This is a genomic window from Aeromonas aquatilis (assembly GCF_054052405.1).
The window spans coordinates 1-18,564 of record NZ_JBSTYP010000016.1; the positions used below are offsets into that span (position 1 = coordinate 1).

Consider the following 18,564-nt stretch of genomic DNA (forward strand, 5'->3'; position numbering starts at 1 on the left):
CTCTGAGCATGGTGCAGTCCATTTATTGACCATGCAGCAATTAGATCAAACCCCGGGATCGGCGTCCAGGGGTTTGTCAGCAGTCTGAGAGCGCCTGGTGGCGCTCTTTCCATTCTATCAATAATCAGAACTTCATGTTGAACTGGGCAGAGGCCAGGAAGGCGTTGCCGTGGGAAGTACCTTGCCAGCGGTTCAAACTATCATGTTTCGGCAGGCCTTCATCGACGTCAACCTTTTTGCCATCCAGATAAGCCATACCAAAATCAACGCTCATATCGGTGTTGATATGGTAGGTAGCGCCAGCGCTATACCAGATACGGTCTGAGTCCGGAATACTCAAGCTACGGTATTCAGCTTCAATCGGGGTGTTGTCATAGGCGAAGCCCAGACGTGCTTCCCAAGCCGGGTTGATATACCAGGTACCACCGATGGAATAACGAAGAGAGTCTTTAAAATTCTCTGGTTTTTGCAAGCATTGACCAACAATTGCGCCATCTTTACAACCATTGCTGGTTGCTTTGAGTTCTTCAAACGCACTCCAGTCAGTCCAGTTGACGGAGTAATGAACTGCAAATTGCTGATTCAAACGGTGATATCCGGCAAATTCAGCTTGAGCTGGCAAGTCCAGCTTTAGATTGCCATCTACTGTTTTAAATACAGGCTTGCCATTCTGGAGACCGGCTACACCGGCAGTCGCTCCCTGAAAATCACCATCAAAGCTCATATCCACTTGTGAGCGATAAGTCAGAGCAAAGCGATGGTTTTCGTTAACTTCATAGAGAGTACCGATGTTCCAGCCAAAGCCCCAAGTATCCCCCTTAAGATGAGCGACATTGGTATCTTTGGGCAACGCTGTGCCAGTGTAACCCGCAAAACGGTTGAGTTCTGCAGCACCGTAAACGGCATTGATACCGGCACCGACACTGAAGTGTTCATTGATACGATAGGCAATGTTCGGGTTGATATTGAAGGTCATCAACTCGGTATTACCAGCACCGGCACCAGCCGCGAAGGTTTCCGTATATTCGGTTGCGAGACCGTAGTTGGAGAACAACCCAATACCCCAAGCCCACTGGTCATTTAGTGGCTGAATAAAGTAAGAGGCGGGGACGAAGGCTGCCGGAGCAATGCCTGACTCGCTTGCATCGGTTAATTTGGCAATTTTGTTCCCGTTTGCATCAACCCGATTTATTGCACCATCCACATCCACATCCGGTTTGATGTAGGTGCCGGAGACAGAAACCGCCATCTTGTCGAAGGTGGTCATGGCGGCCGGGTTACGGGCCAGAACGGAGGCGTTGTCGGCGATAGCCGCTTCACCGGCATAGGCGCGACCCAGACCGGAGGCCGAGTGCTCGTTCAACTGGAATGCCGCGGCATGGACTTGACCGGTGGCCAGCGCGATGGTGGCGGCAATCAGGCTCTTCTTGAAAATAGTTGTCGTCATGGTGTTCTCTCTTGTAGGCAGATTTTTTTGCCGATATTGGCTGCACGTTCAATGCAAACCTCGACAAAATCCGTTTTTATTTCAGCTTCTTCCCAATCAATTCTGGCGTGATTCTATGGATCTGGTAGGAGGTAAGAAATCAGACCAGTGACAGCAGAATACATAAAAGTGATCGATGTGTTAATCATTTGTTTTAACCTGCTGTTTAATTCATCATTTTCAGGGGCTAAAGATGGATTATTGACCTGGATTGCCGATCTCCGTCACAAAAATAATTTTGTCAATTTTTCGAAATTTTGAGGCAAATGAGTGACAAAGGGGAGTAATCAGGGGGGAACAGGCAGCGGCTGGTGACCGCCGCCTGCTATTGAGGATGGTTCTGAGGTTGTTAACCGGCGATGTTAAATGTCCCACTGCAGACGTGACTGCAGTGCGTTGGCAACGGGGGCAAGTGGCTCTTTCATCTCGCCAATCAGTACCATGTTGGCGCCTTTGAGCTGGACAATCTCCCCTTTGAGGGTGCCATCTTCAAAGGTGGCCTGTTGCAGGGTTAATGGCACATGTTTGGGCACTAAAAAGAGAGTGACTGGCCCCATCTTTCCCTGGATCACCATGTGCAAGGCTGGTCCTTGATAAAACGAGCAGTGATTGACATAGGTCACCTTGAGCCCATCCATCCCGCTTAAGGTGGCGCCATACTTCTCCATCTTGGCATTGATGTTATGCAGATTGACCTGCTCATCGACACCTTCAATAAAGGGCTCTTCGCCATAGACATGAGCCATCGCCACCTGTGCGAGGGAGAGGGCCGCAGGAGCCGTTTCTGGCAGCGTGATCCAGCGGGTGCTCATTCCCAGCAGGAAGGCGACCGATGCAGCCAGGGCGATCTGGCTCCAGGATGTCGATGTCCGGAGCTTGACCGGTGCCGTGCCAAGGGGTCGGGATGGCGGCATCTCATCTGGCGCGTCACTGTCTTGCAGCATGGCTTGCCTGAGCAGGATCCGTTCGGCTAGTCCGGCGGGGACCTCTACCTGCATGGCGCGCTTGAGGCTTCTGTCGAACTGCTTCATCTCGTCGAGGTAGTTCTGATTGGCCCGGCTGGCTTCAGCGGTTTTGAGAAAATCCGGTTGTTGATCGTTGGGCTGGATCATGGCGTTGCGGCGAAATTCGAGTTCATCCATGTCCGTGTCCTCTTGCTTGGTTCTTCTGCTCCATCGCCTCCTTGATCTGGTTGCGGGCGCGAAACAGGCGGGTCATGACGGTGTTCTTGTTGAGGCCGAGCATCTCGGCAATCTCCTCACCACTGAATCCTCCCACGACTTGCAGCAGCAGTGGCTCCTGATACTCCTCGGGCAACCGAGCGATGTGACGGTGCAACCACTCGTTCTCCATCTCCTGTTCGCTGTGCAGCGCATCGTGCTGGGGCTGAGGGTGATCGTCGAGATCCACCAGCTCTAGCTGTTTGCGTTCAAAGCGGCGAGCGTTCTCCCGTCTGAGGATGGTGATCAGCCACCCCTTGGCCGCCTTGTCATCCTGCTGGGTGTCGATAGCCTTCCAGGCACGCAGGAAGGTCTCTTGCACCAGATCTTCCGCTACGTTGGGATCCCGGGTCAGCCAGTAGGCATACCGGTAGAGATCGCCGTGAAGCGCATGAACCAGTGCTTCAAATTTGGTTTGTTTGTCAGCCATGGGATCAGAGACCGGCGAAGTAGCCGGATCATTTCCACCAATATGCTGCTGAGCACGTTTTTTTCTAAAAAACAGCAGTGCCATAGGGCAATCCTTGTCAGGGGGCGTGGCGGCGGGAGCGGGAACTCCTGTGCGCCAGCAGGTAAATCAGATGCGCAATACCGGCGGTTTCATCAGCCCTGAGGGTACGCGCCAGAGCGCGCCACTCGATAGGCGGGCCAGAAGAGGGCCGAGCAAAACAGGCTCGCTCGAGTGCGGCGAGCGTGTTGCCGACCCGATTATGCCCAGCGTCAGGCAACTGGCCTAATTGATAATAGGAGACCTGCCAGCGCATGGTCGCCCACAGGATCAGTGCCTTGCGACTGGCATCCGGCTGGTGTTGGGCAAGGGCACGTTGCAGTTGATAGAAGGCGCGCCAGCGGGGCCAGTGGCGCCATAGCGCACGCAGCGTTATGGCCAGCACGACCCACCAAAGGCTCTCTCGCAGTGCCATCTGCGATGTCTGCTGATCAGGTTGCCGATTTGTCGTTGCCTGAAACGTCAGCGTGATGGCAGGTAGGCTGGCCTGCTCAATCCGGCCACTTTGGGTATTAAACCAGGGCAGAACAATGGGGGGCAGGTGATAGTCGCCGCTCTGCTCCGCGACCAGAGTCTGGCGCCACTGTCGCTCAAACAGTAGCTTGCCATCTCGGTAACGCTCCTGCTGTTGCTCGCCATCGGGATGTGCCTGTATGCCGTTTGGCAGTTGATGGGCCATCAGGGGGGCAAGCTGTATCTGGCCGCTGTCACCATTTTCCATGGTCAGGGTGAGGATACGGATCAGCGGTTCACCCATTTCCCCCGTGGAGGCCGGTTCAAGCCGTTGACTCAGGGTCAGCCGGGTGGCCACCTGCGTGGCGGGGGCTTTGTCGACCCGAACCTCGAGTGGTGCCGCGCGGGCCGAGAGTTTTTGCGGCTTGTTCCCTTGCTGCGTGAGCTGCCCCTGCAAGCGGGGTGAGTCGAGGTACCAGAGTCCCGGCGCTTTTGCCTGAATAAGCCAGCTGCGGGTGAGCCGGCCGGGCAGACCAGCCTGAGCGGGGGCGATCCACTCGTCGCTACCGAGGCGACGGATAGTGAAGTTAGCAGAGCTGAGTTCGCTCAGCGCCGGGTTTTGCATACTGGTGGGCAGCCACAGTGTCAGCCGGTAGATCACCGGCTGGCCGGGATAGAGCGGGCCCTGATGATCAAGGCTGGCCTGCATCTCGAGGGGCGAGGGTGCTGGGGGCTTGGGCAGCGCGGCTGTTTTCGCCTCTCTCAATGGCAGGGTGAGCGAGGGGGTGAACTCATTTCCGAGCTTGAGCGGGGCAATCACCACCTCTGTATTTGCGGGTGAATTGCTCAGGTGCAGCGGGATCTGCCAGCGAGTCAGTTGTTGTACCGGGGTGGTGACCCGGCTCATGGTTACTCTGCCCACCGCAAACTGGCGCAGTAAAGGGGTGAGCTCCAGCTCGCTGCTCTGGCGCTCGTCATCCGCTTCGATGATCAGCAGCCAATCGCTGGGGTCAGCCCCCGGCAGCAGCTCTGCCCGGGGGGGCAGGGCCCAACCAAGTGGACTCGTCAGTGCGAGCAACAGCCCCCATCCAGCCCGCGTCACCAGGGCTCCTCCACCTTGATCAGATCCCGGCGCAGCGCCTCTTTGCGCAGCCGCTGCTCCAGCAGCAACACCGGGGGAGAGGGGGGCAGGGGCATTGCTGCTGCCTGCTGAGCAGCCGCTGGTTCGTGCTGTTTGCTGCTGTTGGTGTCGAGAGCTGCGGCCGCTCCTCCCTGTAACAGTGAGAGGTTATAGAGCGCATCTTCATGGCCGGGTTCAAGCGCCAGAGCGGCCAGATAGGCCTCTTTGGCGGCCGCAAACTCCCCCAGTTGCAGCAGGGCATTGCCGCGGTTGTAGTGGGCGGTGGCACTCGTCGCTTCCTGATAGGCTGAGATAGCTTGCCGGTAGGCACCAGCTCGATACCAGGCGTTGCCGCGCCAGACTGGATCGTTGAAGGTGCGGGCAGCCCTCTGAAAATCCCCCTCTTGATAAGCCTGCATCGCTTGCAGATCTCCCTTCTCTGCTGCTTGCAGATCTTGCGGCGTAAGCAGCTGAATTCCCACCATCAGCGCCACCATCAACCGGGCGCCGACTCTGGCCAGCAAGGCGAGCGGTAACAAGGGGATTAGCAACCAGGGGCCAAGATCCAGTGGCGCCGTGGTGAGGGCCGAGGTCGTGGTGGGGAGGGGGGCAAAGCGGGGGACGTCGCTGCCAAGCCACTGTAGCTCACCGCCGAGGCGATTGGCCAAGGCGGTAATGGCCTGACTATCGGGGGCGGGCAACTGAGCGGGCATGCGGGTGGCAAACCCCAACTCATTGGCCGGAATGGCAGGCATGGGGGCCGGTTGACCGCTGCTGGCAAGCAGAATATCGAGGCGTGCCGACTGGGTGTCGCGGCAGAGAAGGCGTTGCTGGCAGGGCCACAGAGCAGCGATTTGGGTCATCTGACTCCGGGTGAGGTCGTCGGTGATCAGCAGCAGACGCGCTTGTTCTCCAGGGGCCAGCTGCTTCATGGCAAGTTTTACTGCCCGTGCAGGGTTGCTGCCCTGCAGCGGCATTATATCGGGGCGCAAGTCGGGCAGTAGCAGCGAAAGGGCCTGATGATCCCGGGTGGGCGGCATGGCGAGGTAGGCATCGCCCGCGTAGAGGATCAGCGCAATGCGCTCGCCATTGGCGCGGCTCAGCAGCTGCTGTAATTGCCATCTGACCCGGGTTGCCCGATCCGGTTTGAGATCGGTGGCGGTCATCGAGCGTGACAAGTCGAGCAGCCAGATATCGAGCGGCGCCGCAGGTTGCTGTTGCAGCTCACCGCGCAGTGCGGGGCCACTCAGGGCCAAAATCACAGGCAGGGTTGCCAGCCAGAGCCAGGGGCGCTGAGGACGGGATGCTGGCAGCAAATAAGCCTGCATCGCAGGTGCGAGCAGCGGGGGCTGGCGACGGCGGCGCCATCCTTGCCAGAGCCAGGGGATGAGTGCGATCAGCCACAGGGGGCGGAGCAAGATCAGCTCCATCTGCGCGTGCCTCGTGCCAGCCAGCTACGCACCATACGCAACTCCAGCTTGCCACGCCCTGCCGGCAGCAGCAGCAAGCCACCCAGCAGAGCCAGCGGCCAGGGGTAGAGCTCGATCACCGGTTGATAATGGGCTACGGGCATGGGGGCCGGTTCAAGGGCATTGAGAGCCGCGTTGATGGCATCGAGATCGCTCTGGGTTCGCGCCCGGAAATAGCGCCCCTGTCCTGTCTCGGCCAGCTCTTTCAGGAGCGGTTCGTCCAGTTCGCTGCTGGGATCGGCCTGACCGCTGCCCGCCTCATCGTAGGGTTGGATAAAGGTATCGGGATCGGCCCCAACCCCCAGCGTGTAGATCCGTATTCCCCGTGCCGCGGCGAGTTTGGCCTCCTGCAGCGGGTCGGCATTGCCTGCGGTATTGCGGCCATCAGTGACTAGCAGCAGGGCGGTGGGGCGGCCAGGATCCCCATGCTGACGTGCCAGCTGGATCGCCTCGCCAAGGGCGGTGGTTCGGCCGACCAGATCAAAATCGAGCTCATCGCTCAAGGTCAACAGCGCGGGGATCTCCTGAGTGAGGGGAGAGAGCAGATAGGCGTGATCGGCAAAGACGATGAGGCCCACCCTGTCTCCGGCCCGTTTGGCGATCAGCGCCTTGATCTGCTGACGCACCGCCGTCAGCCGCGCTTGTTGTTCGCCGCTGTCGAGCATATCGGGGGTACGCATGCTGTCTGACAGATCCACCGCCAGCAGCAGATCCCGACTCCCTTCATATTGGATAACCGGTTCCCCCCACCACTGGGGGCGGCAGAGGGCGAGGATAAGGGCGCACCAGAGCAGCATGGCGCGCCAGAGCGGCAATCCGGCCTGAGGACGCAGCAGCGCAAACCCGGGGTGAGCCAGATAGCCGCGGCGCAGGGGTGGCAAGCCGAAGCGCACCAGCAAGGGCAGCACCAGCGCCAGCGCAAACCAGGGCCAGGCCAGGATCATGGGTGCCTCCGCGCGGCTTTACGCCTCGAGTGGGGAGATCGTTGCAAGAAGAGGGTCTGACCCCAGCGCCGATAATTTTGCTGCAGCTGTGCGCACTGATCGCGAGTCGGGTTCTGGCTACCATAGAGCCAACTGCTCCAGTGAGGCGAGAACTGGCTAAAATCGCTGCCGCCGTGGCGATCGACAAAGGCGAGCCACGCCTCTCCCTGCAACTGGCGCGCCTCGGGCCAGCGTTGCAGCGATTCGTGACGCAGGGCTTCCTGTATGCGTACCACCAGCAGCGCCGGATCTCCCTCCAGCTGACGGCACCAGCGGCGGTAACGTATCACCCTGCGGGCAATCAGGACGATCAGCAGCAGCAATAGGCCTGTGATCAATAGCCAAAATAGCGCCTGCACTCTGGGGTCAAGACTCTGTTCAATCAGATCCGGCCCCGGGTGGATGTCTCGCATCAGGGCGGCCAACGGCGGAGTGATGGCGTCGGAGGCGGGACTGGCGCTGTTGAGTTTGGCGGGTGAGATCATCCCTGATGACATAACCCCTCCTGCCATTGCTGTTGTAGCGTCTGGCTGTTATCGAGCAGATAAAGGCGCTGCACCAGCGGCAACAACAGTTGCTTGCCGTGGGCCAGCTGCTGCTCGGCGGCATGCCGGTAGCGCTGGGAGAAACCGGCATGGCTCCCATCCAGCCAACCCTGATAGTGCTGTCCTGGCCGATCGATGGCCACTGGCAGCTGGCCGTCAGGGGGAAGGGCTGCTTCAAGGGGATCGCGGATCTGCCAATAGTGAATATCGTGGCGCCGTGACAGTTGCTGCAACTGCTGACAGAGCGCCGACTCGCAGGGTCTGTGATCGGTGATGATCGTCAGCTTGGCACCGTGAGGTAGCTTCACGCCGGACAAGGTATCGGCCAGTGAGTGAGAAAGCGCCCGGCGGGCCAGCCCTTGCTGATAGTGATGGCAGAGGGATTCGAGCAGAGGCAGCACGCTGCCGCGCTGGCTCTGGTGATGGGGGATAAGCCCGTGGCAGACCAGGGTGTTGTGCTGCTTCTCCCCTTGCCAGATCAGGGCTGCTGCCAGCTCGCATCCCAGACGCGCCTTGAGCTGCAGCGTGGAGCCGAAATACATGGCGGGAGAGAGATCGATCAACAGCCAGTGCGCCTGATCGAGCTCCTCGCTATAGAGGCGGGTATAGGGACGACCGAGGCGTGCGGTCACTCGCCAGTCGATATGGCGTACCTCGTCACCAGCCTGATAGGCGCGCAGCTCTCGAAACGTGAGTCCGGGAGAGCGGCCCGGTTTGCCGCGTTCGCTGCTGCTTCTGCCTGCGTGAGGTGACTTCTTGGCTTTGGCCCAGAGCCGAATATTGAGCAGCCGTGGCAGCGACAGGGCGATATCGGGATGTAGACCGGGATCTAGGGGCATGGCACCTGATCCAGCAGTTGGGCGATCAGGATATCGTTATCCAGATTGTCGGCCAGTGCCTGATAGCTGGGTATAAGGCGGTGGCGCAGCACCGGATAGGCTTGCAGCTGGATATCTTCCGGCAGCACATAATCTCGTCCGGCAAGCCAGGCGCGGGCGCGGGCGGAGCGAGCCAGCCCCAATGTGGCGCGGGGGCTGGCCCCTACGGCAATTAGTGGCTCAAGGGCAGGGCACAGGCCGCTGCCCGGGCGAGTGGCGCAGACCAGCTCCACCAGATAGTGCTCCAGTCGGCTTTGCATGGTCACCGCCAGCACTTCACTGCGGGCACGTTGCAAGCTGGTCTGGCTCAGGGTCACTGGTGCCGCGCCAAGCTGTTCGCCGCTGGCGTTGAGCTGCAAGATGGCGAGCTCCATCGTAGGGCTCGGGTAATCCACCATCAGCTTGAGCAGAAATCGGTCGAGCTGGGCCTCCGGCAAGGGATAGGTTCCCTCCTGCTCGATAGGATTCTGGGTGGCGGCCACCATAAAGAGCGGCGGCAGCCGCCAGCTCTTTTTGCCCACTGTGATCTGGTGTTCGGCCATGGCTTCCAGCAGCGCCGATTGTACCTTGGCCGGTGCCCGGTTGATCTCGTCGGCCAGCACCAGATGGTTGAACAGGGGGCCTGGTTGGAATACAAAACTGGCATCCTGCGGGTGAAACACCTCGCTACCGGTGAGATCGGCAGGCAGCAGGTCGGGGGTAAACTGGATACGGGCAAAGCGCCCCTCGACGGCGCCAGCGAGCGCCTTGACGGCGCGGGTTTTGGCAAGGCCGGGGGCCCCTTCGATTAACACATGTCCTTCACATAACAGGGCAATCAGGAGCCCTTCTATTAGCTCCTCTTGCCCCAGGATCTGACTGCCAAGATAGTCCCTAAGTGCTCTGAACTCGGCCGCTGCCATGCGATAAACCCGTTGTTTTTATGGAAGTTGATCTTTTTATACTCCAGTTGCTTCCCAAGGGCGAGCAAAGGGGCCTTGTCGTGCTTAATTTAGTTTCAATCAGCTGTATGAAACTTGTGATTGGATTGTTAAGATGTGGCGCAATGAGGTCAGACCTCTGCCTTTTAAACCAAGGAGCCAGGATGAAACAGCCATTGAAACTGACGACTCGCCAGGGCGAACGGATTGCCGTCGTGGCGGGGCTGCGTACCCCCTTTGCCAAGCAGGCCACCGCCTTTCATGGCGTGCCTGCAGTCGATCTCGGCAAACTGGTGGTGAGCGAGATGCTTGCCCGTACCGATCTCGATCCCACGCTTATCGACCAGCTGGTGTTTGGTCAGGTGGTTCAGATGCCGGAAGCCCCCAACATTGCCCGCGAGATCGTGCTCGGTACCGGCATGAGCGTCAATACCGATGCCTATAGCGTCTCCCGCGCCTGCGCCACCAGTTTCCAGGCGGTGGCCAACGTCACCGAATCCATCATGGCCGGTACCGTAGACATCGCCATTGCCGGTGGGGCTGACTCCTCCTCCGTACTGCCTATCGGGGTGAGCAAGAAGCTGGCCCGCGCCCTGGTGGATCTCAACAAGGCGCGCAATCTGCAGCAGCGCTTCAATATTCTGCGTCAGCTGCGGGTCAAGGATCTGCTGCCGGTGCCGCCCGCAGTGGCGGAATACTCTACGGGACTTTCGATGGGACAGACCGCCGAGCAGATGGCCAAGAGTCACCAGATCAGCCGCGAGGCGCAAGATGCGCTGGCTCATCGCTCCCACACCCTGGCCGCGCAGGCTTGGGCTGATGGCAAGCTCAGCGGTGAGGTGTTTACCGCCCATGTACCGCCTTACAAGTCACCGCTGGAGCGGGACAACAATATCCGTGAAAGCTCGGATCTGGCGAGCTACGCCAAGCTCAAGCCGGTGTTTGATCGGGTCCATGGCACAGTCACTGCTGCCAATGCCACGCCGCTGACCGATGGCGCTGCTGCCGTGCTGTTGATGCGCGAAGGTCGGGCGAAAGAGCTGGGCCTCGAACCGCTTGGCTATATCCGCAGCTTCGCCTTCTCGGCCATCGATGTCTGGCAAGACATGCTGATGGGCCCCTCCTATGCCACGCCGCTGGCGCTAGACAGAGCCGGCATCACGCTCAGCGATTTGACCCTGATCGACATGCACGAAGCCTTTGCCGCCCAGACTCTGGCCAACCTCAAGATGTTTGCCAGCCACGAGTTTGCCCGTGACAAGCTGGGCCGCGATCAGGCCATCGGCGAGGTGGACATGGAGAAGTTCAACGTCCTCGGCGGTTCGCTGGCCTATGGCCACCCCTTTGCCGCGACCGGTGCGCGGATGATCACCCAGACCCTGCACGAGCTACGTCGTCGCGGCGGGGGACTGGGGCTCAACACCGCCTGCGCGGCGGGCGGATTGGGCGTGGCTATGGTGTTGGAGGTTGAATGATGAGCGCTAAGACTTTTTCCCTGGATGTTCGCAAAGATGGCATCGGTATCCTTACCATGGATGTGCCGGGCGAGAGCATGAATACCCTCAAGGCCGCTTTTGTCGAGGAGATCCGCTCCGTACTGGCGGAGGTGAAACGCAACAAGGATTTGATCGGTCTGGTGATCACCTCAGGCAAGAAGGACTCCTTCATCGCCGGCGCTGACATTACCATGCTGGCCGCCTGCAGCAGTGCCAAGGATGCCGAGACCCTGTCACGAGATGGACAGGAGATCTTTGCCGAGATCGAGGGGCTGACCATTCCGGTGATCGCCGCCATTCATGGTCCCTGCCTCGGTGGCGGGCTGGAGCTGGCGCTGGCCTGCCATGGTCGGGTGGTGACCGATCACGGAAAATCTGTGCTGGGATTGCCGGAAGTGCAGCTCGGTCTGCTGCCGGGCTCTGGCGGTACTCAGCGTCTGCCGCGCCTTATCGGGGTGGCCAAGGCGCTGGATCTGATGCTGACCGGCAAGCAGGTGCGCGCCAAACAGGCCAAGAAATTGGGGCTGGTGGATGATGTGGTGCCGCCGTCAATCTTGCTGGATGCTGCCATCAAGCTGGCCAAGAAGGGCAAACCGCGCCATCAGTTGAAACGGGATCTGCAGGGCAAGGTGCTGGAGACCAACAAGCTGGGTCGCAAGGTGCTGTTTGATCAGGCCAGCAAGGGGGTGAAAGCCAAGACCCGTGGCAACTACCCGGCGCCAGAGCGGATCCTGGACGTTGTGCGCATCGGCGTGGAGGAGGGGATGAAGGCTGGTTTGGCTGCCGAATCCCGTCACTTTGGCGAGCTGGTGATGACTGCTGAGTCTGCCGCCCTGCGTTCCATCTTCTTTGCCACCACCGAGATGAAGAAAGAGGTCAGCTATCAGGGGGCCGAGCCGCGCAAGGTGGCCCATGCCGCCGTGCTGGGCGGTGGTCTGATGGGGGGCGGCATCGCGTTCGTCACCGCCACCAAGGCCGGTGTGCCGGTGCGGATCAAGGATGTGGCAAGCGCCGGGATCGGCAATGCCATGCGCTACAGCTATGACATTCTGGCCAAGAAGCTCAAGCGTCGTCACATCCTGCGCAGCGAATTGGAAAAGCAGATGAGCCTGCTGACCGGCACCCTCGACTACTCCGGTTTCCACCGGGTCGACATGGTGGTGGAGGCGGTGTTTGAAGATCTCAATCTTAAACACCAGATGGTGAAAGACGTAGAACGTGAGTGCGGTGAACACACAGTGTTTGCCTCCAACACCTCCTCTCTGCCCATCAACCAGATTGCGGCAGAGGCGGCGCACCCGGAGCGAGTCGTGGGGCTGCACTACTTCAGCCCGGTGGACAAGATGCCGCTGGCGGAGATCATCCCGCACGCTGGCACCAGTGCCGAGACGGTCGCGACCACGCTGGCTTTTGCCCGTGCCCAGGGCAAAACCCCCATCGTGGTGAAGGACGAAGCCGGTTTCTACGTCAACCGCATCCTCGCGCCCTACATGAATGAGGCGGCAAGACTGGTGCTGGAAGGGGAGCCGGTGGAGGTGCTGGATAGCACACTGCTGGACTTTGGCTTCCCGGTTGGCCCCATCACCTTGCTCGATGAGGTCGGTATCGACGTGGGCGCCAAGATCTCCCCCATTCTCGAGAAAGAGCTGGGCGGCGAGCAGTTCCAGGCGCCCAAGGCGTTCGACAAGCTGCTGCAAAATGATCGCAAGGGACGCAAGAACGGCAAGGGCTTCTACCTCTATGGCAAGGCGGCACCGCGCAACAAGCTGACTGGCAAAGAGGGCAAGAAGACGGTGGACGAGAGCGTCTATGGCGTGCTCGGCATCAAGCCTTCAGCCAAGCTGGCCCGTCAGGAGATCGCGGAGCGCTGCGTGTTGCTGATGCTCAACGAAGCGGCCATGGCGCTGGATAGCGGTGTGGTGGCCTCGGCCCGTGATGGCGATATCGGTGCCATTTTCGGCATCGGCTTCCCGCCATTCCTTGGCGGCCCGTTCCGCTACATGGACACGCTCGGGATCGATCATCTGGTTGGCCGTCTGGAGTATTACCAGAAGCGCCACGGCGACCGGTTTGCTCCCTGTGCCCGTCTCAAGGCGATGGCCGCAGAGCAGCAGACCTTCTACTGATAAACCGCTGCAGAGTGACTGCAAGGCAAAGAGGCCCGCACACCATGCGGGCCTCCTTCTATGTTGTGGTTTGTTCAGGTTGTGCTGCGATGATGCCGGTAGAGGCGAAAGCTGATAAAAAACGGCCCACCGAAGTGGGCCGTCGAGATATAGGTGCATCGGTCAGATCCCCGGTTTGCGCTCCGGGCAACGACCTATGATATCGGGCGGCAGCTCGCCGTTATCCTGCTCCAACACTACGTCGAACCCCCACAGCTGATGCAGGTGCTTGAGCACCTCATGGCGAGAGTCGCCAAGGGGGATGCGGTTGTGGGGCACATAGCGCAGGGTGAGGGAGCGATCCCCCTTCACGGCGACGTTGTACACCTGAATATTGGGCTCCAGATTGCTGAGGTTGTACTGGGCCGACAGAGTATTGCGCACCTGACGGTACCCCTCGTCATTGTGGATAGCGGAGACCTTCAGATAGTTCTTCAGATCGTCGTCATCAATGGCGAACAACTTCATATCCCGCATCACTTTCGGGCTTAAGAACTGGCTGATAAAGCTCTCATCCTTGAAGTTCTGCATGGCAAAGTGGAGGGTTTCGACCCAGTTGCTGCCGGCGTAATCGGGGAACCAGTATCTGTCTTCCTCGGTCGGGTTCTCGCAGATGCGGCGCAGGTCGGTAAACATGGCAAACCCCAGCGCATAGGGGTTGATCCCCGAGTAGTAACGACTGTTGTAGGCCGGTTGATAGACCACGTTGGTGTGGCTGTGCAGCACCTCCATCATGAAGCGATCGCTCAGCTTGCCCTCGTCATAGAGGTGATTGAGGATGGTGTAGTGCCAGAAGGTGGCCCACCCCTCGTTCATCACCTGGGTCTGCTTTTGCGGATAGAAATACTGGCTGATTTTGCGCACGATACGCACCACTTCCCGCTGCCATGGCTCCAGCAGGGGCGCATTCTTCTCGATGAAATAGAGAATGTTCTCCTGGGGCTCTGCGGGGTAGCGTCTGTCCTCCACCCCTGCCGCTTTATGCTGCTTTGGCAGGGTACGCCACAGCTCGTTGACCTGAGTCTGCAGGTAATCTTCCCGCGCCTTCTGACGTCGTTTCTCCTCTGCCATCGAGATCTTCTGTGGCCGCTTGTAGCGATCGACCCCGTAGTTCATCAGGGCATGACAGGAGTCGAGCAACTTCTCCACTGCATCGATGCCGTGTTTCTCTTCGCACTCGGTGATGTATTTTTTGGCGAACAGCAGGTAGTCGATGATGGAGGAGGCATCGGTCCACGCCTTGAACAGATAGTTGTTCTTGAAGAAGGAGTTATGGCCGTAGCAAGCGTGGGCCATCACCAGCGCCTGCATCGGCATGGTGTTCTCCTCCATCAGGTAGGCGATGCAGGGATCGGAGTTGATGACGATCTCGTAGGCCAGTCCCATCTGGCCGCGCTTGTAATTGCGCTCGGTGTGGATAAAGCGCTTGCCGAACGACCAGTGTTGATAGCCGATGGGCATGCCGACGCTGGAGTAGGCATCCATCATCTGTTCGGCGGTGATCACCTCGATCTGGTTGGGGTAGGAGTCCAACTTGTAGAAACGGGCGACCCGGGCGATCTCCTGGTGATAGGTCTCCAGCAGATCGAAGTTCCAGTCCGGTCCATCATCCAGTGGCGCTACACGTTTTTCAGTTTCGATCATGTGACCTCCTCACGCCGCTTGTTTCTTGAACAGCTCGCGGAACACCGGATAGATATCCTCGACTTTACGAATGTGTTCCATCGCAAAGTGGGGGAACTGGCTGGCTACCGACTCATATTCGTGCCACAGGGTCTGATGGGCACGGGTGGTGATCTCGATGTAGGAGTAGTAGCGCACCCTTGGCATGATGTCCCGCGCCAGGATCTCCCTGCATTGCGGTGAATCATCTGCCCAGTTGTCACCATCCGATGCCTGCGCAGCATAGATGTTCCACTGGTTGGCGGGGTAACGCTCATTGATGATGTCATTCATCATCTTGAGGGCGCTGGAGACGATGGTGCCGCCTGTCTCCTGGGAGTAGAAGAACTCGTGCTCGTCCACCTCCTTGGCCTGTGTGTGGTGGCGGATGTAGACCACCTCTACGTTCTTGTAAGTCCGGCTCAGAAACAGATAGAGCAGGATATAGAAACGCTTGGCCATCTCCTTGGTGGCCTGATCCATGGAGCCTGAGACGTCCATCAGACAGAACATAACCGCCTGGCTGGAAGGGACGGGCCGTTTGACGAAGTTGTTGAACTTGAGATCGAAGGTGTCGATAAACGGCACCGCGTCGATCCGCCGCTTCAGCTCCCTGATCTCCTTCTCGAGCTGGGCAATTTCGGCAAAGTGTTCGTTAGGATCGGCGGCCAGCAGGGCCAGCCGCTCTTCCAGTTCATGCAGTTGGCGTTTTTTGCCAGCTTGCAGCGCCATGCGACGCGCCAGCGAGTTTTGCAACGAGCGCACCACGTTGATGTTGGCGGGCACCCCGTTGGAGGTGTAGCCCGCCCGGTAGGTTTTGACTTCCATCAGCTGGTTGAGCTGGGTTTTCTGCAGCCGCGGCAACTCGAGATCTTCAAACAGCAGATCGAGGTACTCATCCTTGGAGATCTGGAACACGAAATCATCGGCCCCTTCACCCTGATTGGAGGCCTGCCCCTCGCCGGAACCCTGACCGCCGCCCCCTCCTTTGGGGCGGTCAATCTTGTCGCCGGAGACGAATTGATCGTTACCGGGATGCACCATCTCCCGTTTACCGCCTTGCCCCTGATGAAAATGGGGCTCGCCGATATCCTTGGTCGGAATGCTGATGCTCTCGCCCTTGTCTACGTCCTGAATGCTGCGCTTGGAGACAGCATCAGAGACCGCTTGTTTTATCTGCTTCTTGTAACGGCGGATGAAACGCTGCCGATTGACAGCGCTTTTGTTTTTGCCGTTGAGCCTGCGGTCGATAAAATGCGCCATAACTCCCCCTTGAACAGTCAGGGTCAGGATGACTTGCGTACCCTGAGATACCATTCGGAGAGCAGTCGCACCTGCTTGCGGGTGTAGCCTTTCTCCATCATCCGTTCGACAAAGTTATCGTGCTTCTTCTGCTCCTCGGCCGAGGTTTTGCTGTTGAAGGAGATAACCGGCAGCAGCTCTTCCGTGTTGGAGAACATCTTCTTCTCGATCACGGTGCGCAGCTTCTCGTAACTGGTCCAGTTGGGGTTACGGCCTGCATTGTTGGCCCGGGCACGCAGCACGAAGTTGACGATTTCGTTGCGGAAATCTTTCGGGTTGCTGATCCCGGCGGGTTTTTCAATTTTCTCCAGCTCGCTGTTGAGGGACGCTCTGTCAAACAGCTGGCCGGTTTCAGGGTCACGGTACTCCTGATCCTGGATCCAGAAGTCGGCATAGGTGACGTAGCGATCGAAGATGTTCTGACCGTACTCGGAGTAGGACTCGAGATAGGCGGTCTGGATCTCCTTGCCGATGAACTCCACATAGCGCGGGGTCAGATAACCCTTGATGAACTCAAGGTAGCGATCGTGCAGCTCTTGCGGGAACTGCTCGCGCTCGATCTGCTGCTCCAGCACATAGAAGAGGTGCACCGGGTTGGCTGCCACTTCCGCGTGGTCGAAGTTGAAGACGCGGGAGAGGATCTTGAACGCAAAGCGGGTAGAGAGACCATTCATCCCCTCGTCTACCCCGGCGTAGTCGCGATACTCCTGATAGCTCTTCGCCTTGGGATCGGTGTCTTTGAGGCTCTCGCCATCATAGACCCGCATCTTGGAGTAGAGGCTGGAGTTTTCCGGCTCTTTCAGCCGTGACAGTACCGAGAATTGGCCCAACAGTTCGAGGGTGCCCGGGGCGCACTTGGCCTCGGTCAGTTCGCTGTTGACCAGCAGCTTCTCGTAGATCTTCACCTCTTCCGAGACGCGCAGGCAGTAAGGCACCTTGACGATGTAGACCCGGTCGAGGAAGGCCTCGTTGTTCTTGTTGTTGCGGAACTGCTGCCACTCGGATTCGTTGGAGTGAGCCAGCAAGATGCCGTCAAAGGGGAGGGCTGAGAGCCCTTCTGTACCGTTGTAGTTCCCCTCCTGAGTTGCTGTCAGCAGCGGGTGCAGCACCTTGATGGGGGCCTTGAACATCTCCACAAATTCCATCACCCCCTGGTTCGCTTTACACAGCGCACCTGAGTAGGAGTAGGCATCGGCGTCATCTTGGGCGAAGTGCTCCAGCATGCGGATGTCGACCTTGCCGACCAGTGAGGAGATGTCCTGGTTGTTGTCATCGCCCGGTTCGGTCTTGGCGATGGCAATTTGATCGAGGATGGAGGGGTTGACCTTCTCTACCTTGAACTTGGTGATGTCGCCGCCAAACTCGTGCAGGCGCTTGGCCACCCAGGGGGACATGATAGGACGCAGGTAGCGACGCGGGATGCCGTACTCTTTTTCCAGGATCTCCCCATCCTCTTCGATATCGAACAGGCAGAAGGGGTGATCGTTGACCGGTGAGCCCTTGATGCGATAGATGGGTACCTTCTGCATCAGGGATTTGAGTTTTTCTGCCAGCGAGGATTTACCGCCGCCAACGGGGCCCAGCAGATAGAGGATCTGTTTCTTCTCTTCCAGCCCCTGGGCGGAGTGTTTGAGGTAGGAGACAATCTGCTCGATCGCCTCTTCCATCCCGTAGAAATCCTTGAAGGCGGGATAGCGTGCCACGACGCGGTTAGAGAAGAGTCGGCTCAGTCTGGGGTTGGCAGAGGTGTCTACCATCTCCGGCTCACCGATGGCGGTCAGCAGACGTTCGGCTGCGGAGGCGTAGCAGGCTTTATCCTGCTTACACATATCCAGGAACTCCTGGATGGTATATTCCTCTTCTCTCGCTTTTTCATATCGCTGTTGGTAATGCTCGAATATGCCCATAACTTTGCCCTCGTTATAGTCGCTTACCCTGAAAAAAGTGGATGACTACTTTTGTGTTGTGCGCTTTTAAAGCCTAGTCAACAGCCTCCAGTAATCCATCACGGTTGATTGGTTAAATTCTGAAGAATCCTGCCCGATCCTTGTGCGGGGAGGGTCAGTCAACAACACCGCTATGTTACTGACTGTTAAATTATTTTTGCCATGATAGTGAGGTAAATGTCAAAGACATAAAAAATAAATGTTTATGGGAAAGAGGGAACTTATTGCGAAAAGATTAAGGGGTTTGACGAAAGGCAATGGGGCTGCGGGTTGGCGGGGTTATCAATGAAAGTGTCATTACGTGAACGTCAACGTAAATTGGTTTGTTTGGAGTTTATGTTCTAATTTTTACATTGACGCTACATTTTGAGTGCCATAGATTGGCGATGTGTGAGCAGCAAGACGCTTTAG

General features: G+C 58.4%; 14 protein-coding genes. 2 read left to right on the top strand and 12 right to left on the bottom strand.

Annotated features, from left to right (window positions below):
* Nucleotides 1-124: 124 nt before the first annotated feature.
* The 9 genes from ACW5W8_RS08060 to ACW5W8_RS08100 all read right to left on the bottom strand — a co-directional run bounded on the left by ACW5W8_RS08060 (nt 125) and on the right by ACW5W8_RS08100 (nt 9,564).
* On the bottom strand, nt 125-1,447 hold the full coding sequence (locus tag ACW5W8_RS08060; protein WP_498627253.1) for an outer membrane protein transport protein: 1,323 nt from the start codon (nt 1,445-1,447) through the stop codon (nt 125-127).
* Nucleotides 1,448-1,848: 401 nt separating this feature from the next.
* Nucleotides 1,849-2,628: a DUF3379 domain-containing protein gene (locus ACW5W8_RS08065; protein WP_498627254.1), complete on the bottom strand. Its 780-nt coding sequence runs from the start codon at nt 2,626-2,628 to the stop codon at nt 1,849-1,851.
* Nucleotides 2,621-3,220, bottom strand: a complete 600-nt coding sequence (locus ACW5W8_RS08070) for a sigma-70 family RNA polymerase sigma factor (RefSeq protein WP_139730872.1) — start codon at nt 3,218-3,220, stop codon at nt 2,621-2,623. Before ACW5W8_RS08070 ends, ACW5W8_RS08065 begins: the two co-directional genes overlap by 8 nt.
* Nucleotides 3,221-3,233: 13 nt before the next feature.
* A complete protein-coding gene (locus tag ACW5W8_RS08075) occupies nt 3,234-4,745 on the bottom strand; it encodes a BatD family protein (protein ID WP_498627328.1) in 1,512 nt (503 codons plus the stop codon).
* Between the two features lie 20 nt (nt 4,746-4,765).
* A complete protein-coding gene (locus ACW5W8_RS08080) occupies nt 4,766-6,217 on the bottom strand; it encodes a VWA domain-containing protein (RefSeq protein WP_498627256.1) in 1,452 nt (483 codons plus the stop codon).
* Nucleotides 6,208-7,200: a VWA domain-containing protein gene (locus ACW5W8_RS08085; RefSeq protein WP_498627257.1), complete on the bottom strand. Its 993-nt coding sequence runs from the start codon at nt 7,198-7,200 to the stop codon at nt 6,208-6,210. Before ACW5W8_RS08085 ends, ACW5W8_RS08080 begins: the two co-directional genes overlap by 10 nt.
* On the bottom strand, nt 7,197-7,736 hold the full coding sequence (locus ACW5W8_RS08090; RefSeq protein ID WP_498627258.1) for a DUF4381 family protein: 540 nt from the start codon (nt 7,734-7,736) through the stop codon (nt 7,197-7,199). Before ACW5W8_RS08090 ends, ACW5W8_RS08085 begins: the two co-directional genes overlap by 4 nt.
* Nucleotides 7,721-8,623 carry a DUF58 domain-containing protein gene (locus tag ACW5W8_RS08095; protein ID WP_498627259.1) on the bottom strand — a complete coding sequence of 301 codons (903 nt, stop codon included), beginning with the start codon at nt 8,621-8,623 and terminating at the stop codon, nt 7,721-7,723. The genes ACW5W8_RS08090 and ACW5W8_RS08095 overlap by 16 nt, the downstream gene beginning before the upstream one ends.
* Nucleotides 8,614-9,564, bottom strand: coding sequence for an AAA family ATPase (locus tag ACW5W8_RS08100; RefSeq protein WP_064341237.1), 951 nt, complete (start codon nt 9,562-9,564; stop codon nt 8,614-8,616). Before ACW5W8_RS08100 ends, ACW5W8_RS08095 begins: the two co-directional genes overlap by 10 nt.
* 182 nt (nt 9,565-9,746) lie before the next feature.
* Between ACW5W8_RS08100 and fadI the strand changes: the two genes are divergently transcribed.
* Nucleotides 9,747-11,057, top strand: coding sequence for an acetyl-CoA C-acyltransferase FadI (gene fadI / locus ACW5W8_RS08105; protein ID WP_201951195.1), 1,311 nt, complete (start codon nt 9,747-9,749; stop codon nt 11,055-11,057).
* Entirely contained in the window at nt 11,057-13,204 is a 2,148-nt protein-coding gene (gene fadJ, locus ACW5W8_RS08110) for a fatty acid oxidation complex subunit alpha FadJ (protein WP_498627330.1), read from the top strand. Before fadI ends, fadJ begins: the two co-directional genes overlap by 1 nt.
* A 162-nt stretch (nt 13,205-13,366) precedes the next feature.
* On the opposite strand, the gene ACW5W8_RS08115 is transcribed toward fadJ, so the two are convergent.
* The 3 genes from ACW5W8_RS08115 to ACW5W8_RS08125 are packed head-to-tail and all read right to left on the bottom strand — an operon-like array spanning nt 13,367 to nt 18,114.
* On the bottom strand, nt 13,367-14,887 hold the full coding sequence (locus tag ACW5W8_RS08115; RefSeq protein WP_498627261.1) for a SpoVR family protein: 1,521 nt from the start codon (nt 14,885-14,887) through the stop codon (nt 13,367-13,369).
* Between the two features lie 9 nt (nt 14,888-14,896).
* Entirely contained in the window at nt 14,897-16,168 is a 1,272-nt protein-coding gene (locus ACW5W8_RS08120; RefSeq protein ID WP_042030883.1) for a YeaH/YhbH family protein, read from the bottom strand.
* Between the two features lie 23 nt (nt 16,169-16,191).
* Complete coding sequence (locus tag ACW5W8_RS08125) at nt 16,192-18,114, bottom strand: PrkA family serine protein kinase (RefSeq protein WP_498627263.1); 1,923 nt, start codon at nt 18,112-18,114, stop codon at nt 16,192-16,194.
* Nucleotides 18,115-18,564: the final 450 nt, after the last annotated feature.